The following is a 1,252-nucleotide window of genomic DNA, read 5'->3' as shown; positions in this document are numbered from 1 at the left end:
CTAGTAGACCGTCGCATCTAACCTTTGGGGTATAGGTGGCGGAGTTTGACGCGTGCGTCGTCGGTGGTGAACTGCCAGTCGACTCCCCGCTGGTTGGCGTTGGTGGCGTGTTGCCAGGCGGCGAGTTCGGCGTTGAGGGTGTCGAGGTCGCTGATGCGGCGGTCGAGGCATTGCCGGGACAGTGCGGACAGTTCGATCTCGGCGATGTTGAGCCAGGATCCGTGTTTGGGGGTGTGGTGGATCTCCAGGCGCTGGGCCAGGGCGAAGGCCTCGCCGGGTTCGAAGGCCTCGTAGAGGGAGGCGATGCCGTGGGTGTTTAGGTTGTCCATGACCAGCACCACGGTCTCGGCGTCGGGGTAGTCCACGGTCAGCAGGTGTTTGACCTGCCCTGCCCAGTCGATCTTGGTGCGCCGGGCCAGGGCGTGCACGCGGCGCCATCCGCGTAAGGGCTCGGCCCACACGAAGATCGAGCAGGTGCCGCACCGGGCGTATTCGCTGTCGTGGCGGGCATCCCTGCCCGGCCGGGCAGGCAGCGGGTCGCGGACCTGACCCAGTAGCTGGAAAGGTTTCTCGTCCATGCACACCACCGGACGGGCGGGGTCGTGCGGCCGGGCGTAGACGGCGAGGACGTCCTCCATGCGGGCGGCGAACTCCGCGTTCGCCCGCGGCGGGATGTTCCAGGACTTCCTCAGATGAGGACGCAGTTCCGTTTTTTCAAAACCCGGCCGATGGTCGAGTGGTCCAGGTTCGGGATGTCCTCGGTGAGCTCGACGTGTTTCTCCAGCAGCCGCAACGACCACCGGGCATACCCCTCCGGCGGCGTCGAGCACGCCAGCGCGATCAGCCGGGCCTCCACCTCTCCCGTCACCGGGGACGGCACCGGCGGAAGGTCACGCTTCTTGCGCGAGATCGTGGCCAGGACATCGCCGCCGGTCTCGGCGAACCGCCTGGCGACCAGCCGCAGCGTCTCGCCCGAGACCCCGAGCCGCGCCGCGACCACTTCCTTCGAATCAGGCTCGCCTGCCGAGGTGTCCAGCGCGAGCAGCACCCGGGCCCGCATGATCGACGACGCCGGATGCACACCCGTCGTGGTCCACCGGATCAACTCCTCACGATCCCGTGCCGACAACCTGACCGGCCGCTTCAAATGCGATACCACCACACCAGTCCTTGTCCGGCAGGGGAAAGGACCTGCCGGACAACAGCCTCCCAGCCGCAAGCACCACAACTAAACAGCGACACGCTACTAGTA

Annotated in this window: 2 protein-coding genes; both read right to left on the bottom strand. The window is 66.8% G+C overall.

Going from position 1 to position 1,252, the window contains the following annotated elements:
• Positions 1-17: 17 nt before the first annotated feature.
• Complete coding sequence (locus ACFXGA_RS40210) at positions 18-800, bottom strand: IS630 family transposase (RefSeq protein WP_378098488.1); 783 nt, start codon at positions 798-800, stop codon at positions 18-20.
• Positions 689-1,162, bottom strand: coding sequence for a helix-turn-helix domain-containing protein (locus ACFXGA_RS40205; RefSeq protein WP_378098485.1), 474 nt, complete (start codon positions 1,160-1,162; stop codon positions 689-691). Before ACFXGA_RS40205 ends, ACFXGA_RS40210 begins: the two co-directional genes overlap by 112 nt.
• Positions 1,163-1,252 lie beyond the last annotated feature (90 nt).

Source organism: Actinosynnema sp. NPDC059335, assembly GCF_042752395.1.
Lineage (GTDB): Bacteria > Actinomycetota > Actinomycetes > Mycobacteriales > Pseudonocardiaceae > Actinosynnema.
Note: the sequence above shows the minus strand (reverse complement) of the source record. Positions and strands in the feature narration are given on the sequence as shown.